9 protein-coding genes are annotated in these 6,967 nt (G+C 40.4%); 3 read left to right on the top strand and 6 right to left on the bottom strand.

The annotated features are described in order from the left end of the window. The 4 genes from KQI32_RS07300 to rplM form a co-directional block, all read right to left on the bottom strand. A partial coding sequence (locus KQI32_RS07300) for a transposase (RefSeq protein ID WP_216424515.1) occupies positions 1-104 on the bottom strand: 104 nt, incomplete at its 3' end. A 192-nt stretch (positions 105-296) separates the two neighbouring features. Next, positions 297-1,469 carry a sugar MFS transporter gene (locus KQI32_RS07295; protein WP_216424512.1) on the bottom strand — a complete coding sequence of 391 codons (1,173 nt, stop codon included), beginning with the start codon at positions 1,467-1,469 and terminating at the stop codon, positions 297-299. A 127-nt stretch (positions 1,470-1,596) separates the two neighbouring features. Further along, a complete protein-coding gene (gene rpsI / locus KQI32_RS07290) occupies positions 1,597-1,995 on the bottom strand; it encodes a 30S ribosomal protein S9 (RefSeq protein ID WP_216424510.1) in 399 nt (132 codons plus the stop codon). 18 nt (positions 1,996-2,013) lie between these two features. Further along, positions 2,014-2,445 (bottom strand): 50S ribosomal protein L13, encoded by a 432-nt coding sequence (gene rplM, locus KQI32_RS07285; protein ID WP_177690958.1) that lies wholly within the window; start codon positions 2,443-2,445, stop codon positions 2,014-2,016. A gap of 343 nt (positions 2,446-2,788) precedes the next feature. Between rplM and KQI32_RS07280 the strand changes: the two genes are divergently transcribed. The 3 genes from KQI32_RS07280 (at position 2,789) to KQI32_RS07270 (ending at position 5,194) form a co-directional block, all read left to right on the top strand. Further along, positions 2,789-3,541, top strand: coding sequence for an ATP-binding protein (locus KQI32_RS07280; RefSeq protein ID WP_374197064.1), 753 nt, complete (start codon positions 2,789-2,791; stop codon positions 3,539-3,541). Further along, a complete protein-coding gene (gene galU, locus KQI32_RS07275; RefSeq protein ID WP_177690954.1) occupies positions 3,496-4,410 on the top strand; it encodes a UTP--glucose-1-phosphate uridylyltransferase GalU in 915 nt (304 codons plus the stop codon). Before KQI32_RS07280 ends, galU begins: the two co-directional genes overlap by 46 nt. A 151-nt stretch (positions 4,411-4,561) precedes the next feature. Then, positions 4,562-5,194, top strand: coding sequence for an NUDIX hydrolase (locus KQI32_RS07270; protein ID WP_216424506.1), 633 nt, complete (start codon positions 4,562-4,564; stop codon positions 5,192-5,194). Positions 5,195-5,347: 153 nt separating this feature from the next. Here the strand turns inward: KQI32_RS07270 and KQI32_RS07265 are convergent, their stop codons facing one another. Both KQI32_RS07265 and KQI32_RS07260 read right to left on the bottom strand, forming a co-directional pair. Next, on the bottom strand, positions 5,348-6,253 hold the full coding sequence (locus KQI32_RS07265) for a hypothetical protein (RefSeq protein ID WP_216424504.1): 906 nt from the start codon (positions 6,251-6,253) through the stop codon (positions 5,348-5,350). Then, entirely contained in the window at positions 6,250-6,945 is a 696-nt protein-coding gene (locus KQI32_RS07260; RefSeq protein WP_216424502.1) for a sigma factor, read from the bottom strand. The genes KQI32_RS07265 and KQI32_RS07260 overlap by 4 nt, the downstream gene beginning before the upstream one ends. Positions 6,946-6,967 lie beyond the last annotated feature (22 nt).

Below are 6,967 nucleotides of genomic sequence, written 5' to 3'. Positions count from 1 at the left end.
ATTTTTCCGTATATTATTTGTCTCCGATATTTTGGTGCAAATACTATGTGATACTTGCAATTCCATGTTGTGTGTGATAAACTGCTTTTTGTATCAATCTTCATTTTGATACCCCCTATATTATTTTGTTGCGGCTGACTAGACCCGCTTCTATTTTAACATAGGTTTTTTATTCCTCATCGGCATAAGCCTCTTTTGAACCACCAGCTTAGCTGGTGGTTTTCGTGATACAAAAAATCGTCATGGAATCATCTCAATTCCATGACGATTGCTGTTTTTTTCATGCAATATATATTTCACCTTTTTGTCGTTAAAATATGCAGCTTTTCCGACATAACTACCATTATAACCAACAGTATCACTAAGAAAAAGGGATACATCGAAATAGCGACAAATTGTGCCAACAGACCAAATATTGGAGGTATCAAACAGGTCCCAACATAAGCCGCAGCCATCTGTACACCTATAATTGATTGACTCAAGTCTTTCCCAAAATTAACAGGGGTTTCATGTATAATAGAAGGATAGATAGGCGCGCAGCCACATCCGATCAGAATCAATCCAGTGAAAAGAAAACTTTTATCAAGCGGAAGCATAACAAGCAGCAACCCCACTGCAGTCAATCCCTGACCCAAACGAATCATGTTTTTGTCATTTATTTTCACGGTAAGAAAACCACAGACAAATCTTCCCGCTGTAATTCCTAAGTAAAACAAGCTTGCCCACCGTGCTGCCTGCTCTGGTGTGATACCGCGATAAATCGTACAATAGCTCGCCGCCCACATACCTGCCGTAGACTCTAAAGCACAATAGCAAAAAAAGAAAATCAAAACCTCTTTTACGCCCTTCCTCTTTATAATCTGAGAAAGCTTATAGACGGCAGACTTCTGCTGTTTCGGCTCTCTTTCCGCATAAGAACCAGCTACTCTTTTCCAAAGAGGCAAAGAAAGAAAAAGGGTAATTGTCAGAACGAACTGCAAAATAGAGGTGACCTGATAGCCTCCATTCCAATGGAATCCTTCTGCAATCGCCCAGCCTATAATTACAGCGCCCGCACTGGCGCCAATCCCCCACATGCAGTGCAGCCAACTCATATGTCTTGCCGGATAATGAAGCGCTACAAAATTATTTAACGCCGCATCAATGCTGCCAGCACCCAATCCATATGGTACAGCCCAAAGGCATAAAATCCAGAAAGAACGGCTGGTGGAAAATCCGAACAAAGCGACTGCTGTCATACATGAACTAATGGCGGTAACCCGTCCAGCACCCAGTTTGCGAATTATTCTATCACTTGCTAAGCTGGAGATAATAGTTCCTGCTGCCGTAATCATCGAAAGAATTCCCGCCCATGATACAGATGCACCTATCTCCTGATACATACTGGGCCAGGCAGCCCCCAACAGCGAATCGGGAAGCCCCAAAGTGATAAACGCCAAATATATAATAGCTAATAAAAGTGAAGCCATGCTATAAACCTAACTTTCTAAGACAGTCTTTTTGTTCAATTACATGTGTCATTTTCTCAAAAAACCTCTCAGGATTTCCCTGAGAGGTTTTACCTATCTGTTTTGAATATCGCTGTGAAACGTACGATTAACGTTTTGAGAACTGCGGTGCACGACGTGCCGCTTTTAGACCGTATTTCTTTCTTTCTTTCATTCTTGGGTCACGGGTCAGGAAGCCTGCTTTTTTCAGCTCCGGTCTCAGTTCAGCGTCCATTTTCAGAAGCGCTCTTGCGATACCATGCCGGATAGCGCCTGCCTGTCCGGTGAATCCGCCGCCGTTTACACGAACGATAACGTCAACCTTCCCCTCAGTCTTTGTCAGTGTAAGGGGCTGACGAGCAATCACCTTTAACGTTTCCAATCCAAAATAATCGTCAATCGTTCTATTATTGATTGTAATATTTCCGTTTCCGGGAACCAAACGCACTCTTGCTACGGAAGACTTTCTTCTTCCAGTACCATAGTAACTTTCTATCACTTTAGCCATTCGAATAATCCTCCCTTCTTAACCGTTGTATACAATCGGGTTCTGAGCTTCATGCTTGTGCTCTTCCCCTCTGTATACTCTTAAATTTGTCAGCATTTTTCTACCTAAAGAATTTTTAGGGAGCATACCTTTTACAGCCAGCATAAATGCTTTTTCCGGTTTAGAGGACATTAAATCCTTATAAGATACCGCTTTCAGTCCGCCAATATATCCGGTATGTCTATAATACATTTTGCTTTCCATCTTATTGCCGGTTAAAATTGCTTTTTCCGCATTGATCACAATAACATGATCTCCGCAGTCAACATTTGGGGTATATGTGGGACGATGCTTACCTCTCAGGATGGTAGCAACTGTTGTTGCAACCCTTCCCAAAGGTTTACCGGCAGCATCTATGATATACCATTTCTTTTCAAGCTCATTTGGTTTTGCCAAGTATGTGCTTTTCATAAGTTTTGCCTCCTTTGTTCTTCGATCCTTTATTTTTACTTTACCTAGTTTAATACATCTTATCCGTTTTGTCAATATGTTTTTTTCATTTTTTCAATATATAACTTGTGAACTCTATTTTTCTCTCTTAATCTCTGTTTTTCTAGATTATACTCAATCTCCATTTTACTTTTTCTTTTGAAAGATTATCCTTTTTAAGTTTAAGAATGGCTATTGCAGGCTATAAAAGACGGAAAGCAGATATCTCCTTCTTGTATAGTTGAAACGCTTTTATCATAGCTTTTGCCTTGCAAAAGTGTTTTTATATTGTTATAATGAATCTCAAGAACGATAAAGAAAACGAGTGAAACGAATGAGAAAAATTTTAAGTTATATGCGCCGGGCGGTCGAAGATTATCATATGATTGAGGAGGGAGATAAAATTGCAGTGGGCGTTTCCGGCGGCAAGGACAGTGTAACACTTTTACTGGCATTAAAGGAATTGCAGCGGTTTTATCCAAAAAAGTTTGAGTTAATCGGCCTAACACTTGATATGGGATTTGAAGGTTTTGACGCTTCTGTGCTTGCAGCTCTTTGTGAAGAGAGAGCAATCCCTTATATTGTCGAAAAAACAAATTTTAAGGAAGTTATTTTTGATATCAGAAAAGAAAGCAATCCTTGTTCTCTTTGCGCAAAGATGCGAAGGGGCGCCTTAAATGATCTGGCAAAAAAACATGGATGCAACAAAATTGCGCTGGGACATCACTATGATGATGTAGTAGAAACCTTCTTTTTATGTCTCTTATATGAAGGGAGAATCGGCTGTTTTTCTCCTGTAACCCATTTAACAAGGGCTGACGTGTATCAGATCCGTCCCCTCATCTACGCACCGGAAAAGGAAATCAGAAGTATTGTAAAAAGGATGCAGTTCCCTATTATGCATAATCCGTGTCCGGCAAACGGAAAAACCACTCGACAAGATATGAAAGATATGTTAAACTTAATGAATAAGGACAACCGAGGCGTGAAAAAAAGAGTTTTCGGCGCCTTGATCCGTTCGGGGATAGACGGATGGGGTTTAGACAAAAAAATAAATTTAAAGGAGTACAAATCGTGAAAAAGATTACGAAAGCTGTCATTCCGGCAGCCGGTTTGGGGACTCGATTTTTGCCGGCTACCAAAGCAATGCCTAAGGAAATGCTTCCAATCATCGATATACCGACCATTCAGTATATCGTAGAGGAGGCCGTTCAATCAGGAATTACAGACCTGCTCATCATTACAAGCCGCTCAAAAAAAGCAATTGAAGATCATTTCGATATCAATGTGGAGTTGGAATGCGCACTCACAAAAAGCGGAAAAACTCAGGTAATATCAGAACTTCGAAAAATCTCTGATATGGTGAACGTTCAATTCATACGTCAGCAGGAACAAAAGGGGCTCGGCCATGCAGTCTATCATGCGAAAACCTTTGCAGCCGGTGAACCATTTGCGGTACTGTTGGGAGATGACGTTGTACACAGTGAAGTGCCGTGCTTGAAACAGATGATTGACGTTTATGAAAAACATCCAGGAACAATTCTCGGCGTACAGACCGTCTCTTATGACAATATATCAAAATACGGTGCTTTAGACTGTTCTAAAGTTGAAGACAGAGTATACCGCGTAAAAGATATGGTGGAAAAGCCTAAGAAAGAGGAAGCACCTTCGAATATTGCGGTGCTGGGAAGATATATTCTAGAACCTGAAATCTTCGATGCACTGGAGAAAACAAAACCGGGCGCTGGAGGAGAAATTCAGCTGACAGATGCAATTAAAATGCTCTGTGAAAGCGGAAAGGTATATGGATATGATTTTATCGGGCGAAGATATGATGTAGGGGATAAATTCGGCTATCTGCAAGCCATGGTGGAATATGCTCTGCGCAGAGATGATTTAGGAGATGTATTTTCTGAATACTTAAAAGAGATCATCTCTTCTCTGTGATGGTTCCACATTTCTACAAATGGTAGGATTGAAATTTATGAGCAATCGGTGATTTCTTTCCCCTGTTTGCAAAATGGAAGCACTTATAAAGATATTGAATGAAAAGGGGACAGTTTATCTGTCTCCTTTTTCAAAAAGAGGAGGATAAAAAATGAATCATGATATTCTCATCAACGAGCCTTGGCTGGGATGGGCACAGGAACTTCAGGCTTTGTCGCAGGCAGGCCTGTATTATTCCAAAGATCCCTTTGATTTGGAACGATTTGAACGGATTCGTGATATTTCCGCCCAAATGCTAAGCTATAAAACAGGGATATCCACAGAAAAAATCAGGGAATTGTTTTGCAATGAAGAGGGATATCAAACACCTAAAATAGACACAAGGGCGGTTTTGGTTCAGGATAATAAAATTCTGCTTGTACAGGAAAAGGATGAAAGATGGTCTTTGCCCGGCGGTTGGGTGGATGTTAATCTCTCAATAAAAACAAACACCGAGAAGGAGACACGGGAGGAAGCCGGGCTTGATGTGGAAGCCTATCGTCTTATCGCTGTTCAGGATAGAAATCTTCACAATACTCCTCCTATCCCCTATGGTGTCTGTAAAGTATTTGTATTATGCAAGCTGCTGGGCGGAGCATTTCAGAAAAATATTGAAACAGTAGACAGCGGATATTTTTCCCTGGAGAATCTTCCGCCGCTGTCAGAAGGAAAAAATACAAGAGAGCAGATTGCAATGTGTCTCAAGGCTGCACAGAGCACATCATGGGAAGTATTATTTGACTGATCAGAAAACGCCGGAATAATAAAAAAGTATCAAAATGATTTCTATTACCGATAGACTGAATGCAAAAAGAGATACAGACCGTAATATGAGTCTTTATCTCTTTTTACATCAACAAATGTATTTGAATTTCACAATAAAATCACACATATTTTCTTAATTCGAAAAAATTGTAATTGGCGTTTGGCTTTCCATTGCAGCATATATTTCTTGTATGCCGATACTTTTTAGGGCTTTCATATTTTCCTCCAAACTTCCGCCGAACATATCCGTATATTCTTTCACAGCTTTCAGCCGTTCGGGCGAAGATTTATATTTTCCGTCCTGCGGTTTCTGCTCAAAGCCGTTTTTGCTGTCCATCTCCATTGTATAACCAGCCGCCTCAAGCTCCGCATAGATGTCATTGTTTGTTGTATCCTTTAATGCCGCAAAATTGTCCTCAAGTGTTCCACCGAATGCGTTTGTATATTCTTCAACCGCTTTGAGCCTTTTTGGAGACGTTCGGTATCTCATTGCTTTGTCATTTTCCTCTTTGTCCACATTAAGCACAGAGACCTTCCAATTATCCTTTTTCAGCTTTTCCGATACCATATGAACGCGATTGTTTAAGTTTGATTTCTTTGTGACTACATTCAATTCAATATCTTTATCATGATTATTCAAATATTCTTTTTCACGGCAGGCAAATACAATTTCGTCAATACATTGTTCCGTATCGGCCGCTCGAAGCGGATAGTCTTTTATAAGTCCCGCAGCATCCTCATTTAATGGAACAACGGAAATAACCTTGTCAAAGCAGTTTACATCTAGACGCATGCTTGGGTTAATATCTACATAGATATAGCCGGACGGCGTACGGTATGCCGCCTCATATCCCGAAACGCCTGTGATAAAAATCAGCATAAAGCAGGCTGCCATTACCATAAACTTTTTGTACGGATAGATTGTGATATTGATGGTTTGTCCGATTTGATACCCTTTGTCTTTCACTTCGGTCATATCTCCGTTTTTCTGAAAAACAACCGCCCGGCCGTTTTGAATATCCATCACAGTCCCCTTCATTGTTTCCACCTCCTGTATTCGGAATCAAAATATTCTGATAATATTTCGTAATTTCCATTTATAATTAAAATTCCCATAATTAAATAGTTTCTATGCCGTTCCAGTATTTTTTTGTTCACTTTTAAATCAGAGAGTACTTGTTTTACCGGCAAAACCTTTTTATTATATACGGTAGCAAGCAGTTCTTTGCTGCCCGTAATATATCGTACAATATCAACGCAGGCATCCCGCGTCTTTTTCGATTTCGGCGCAGCTTTTGGAAGCTCAAAAAATGATATTCTAAACGATTCCAGCTCCGCTTTCAGAGAATAAATTTCAAAAGCGGTTTCAGAAGTCCCTGTATTTTTATCTTCCACTTCAAAAGCAGTTTCTTCGCCGTTACTATTCTCCGCCGCAAGACTGCTGAACGGGATTATGTGTCTATGACGGTTTTGTGCACGGTAATAATCCTTAATCCTGTTTTGAATACAAGTCTTCGCAAACGCATGAAAATGACCTTTTCTTTCCTCGTAGTTTGTGAGAGCGTCATGGAAGGCGGCTAAAGCCTCAGAAAACACATCATCGCTTTCATCGACAAAGTGTCCGGCTACCTGTGCAGCACAGCTATAAATAAATGCCATATTTTCCTTGATAAATAACTCCCGCGCTACATTATCTGCCTGTGCCCGTATTATTTTTTCAGCCGTTTCCATTTGTTTCTCACTTCCTTGTTGC

Origin of the sequence: Acetivibrio sp. MSJd-27 (assembly GCF_018918095.1) — a bacterium.
Lineage (GTDB): Bacteria > Bacillota > Clostridia > UMGS1840 > HGM11507 > HGM11507.
The sequence above is the reverse complement of the archived record's forward strand: the minus strand, read 5'-3'. Positions and strand labels throughout refer to the sequence as shown.

Excerpts from the sequence above, each read along its gene's own strand:
- KQI32_RS07295 (WP_216424512.1), bottom strand. The coding sequence starts at position 1,469 with ATGGCTTCACTTTTATTAGCTATTATATATTTGGCGTTTATCACTTTG.
- KQI32_RS07270 (WP_216424506.1), top strand. The coding sequence starts at position 4,562 with ATGAATCATGATATTCTCATCAACGAGCCTTGGCTGGGATGGGCACAG.
- rpsI (WP_216424510.1), bottom strand. The coding sequence starts at position 1,995 with ATGGCTAAAGTGATAGAAAGTTACTATGGTACTGGAAGAAGAAAGTCT.
- rplM (WP_177690958.1), bottom strand. The coding sequence starts at position 2,445 with ATGAAAAGCACATACTTGGCAAAACCAAATGAGCTTGAAAAGAAATGG.
- KQI32_RS07260 (WP_216424502.1), bottom strand. The coding sequence starts at position 6,945 with ATGGAAACGGCTGAAAAAATAATACGGGCACAGGCAGATAATGTAGCG.
- KQI32_RS07265 (WP_216424504.1), bottom strand. The coding sequence starts at position 6,253 with ATGAAGGGGACTGTGATGGATATTCAAAACGGCCGGGCGGTTGTTTTT.
- galU (WP_177690954.1), top strand. The coding sequence starts at position 3,496 with ATGGGGTTTAGACAAAAAAATAAATTTAAAGGAGTACAAATCGTGAAA.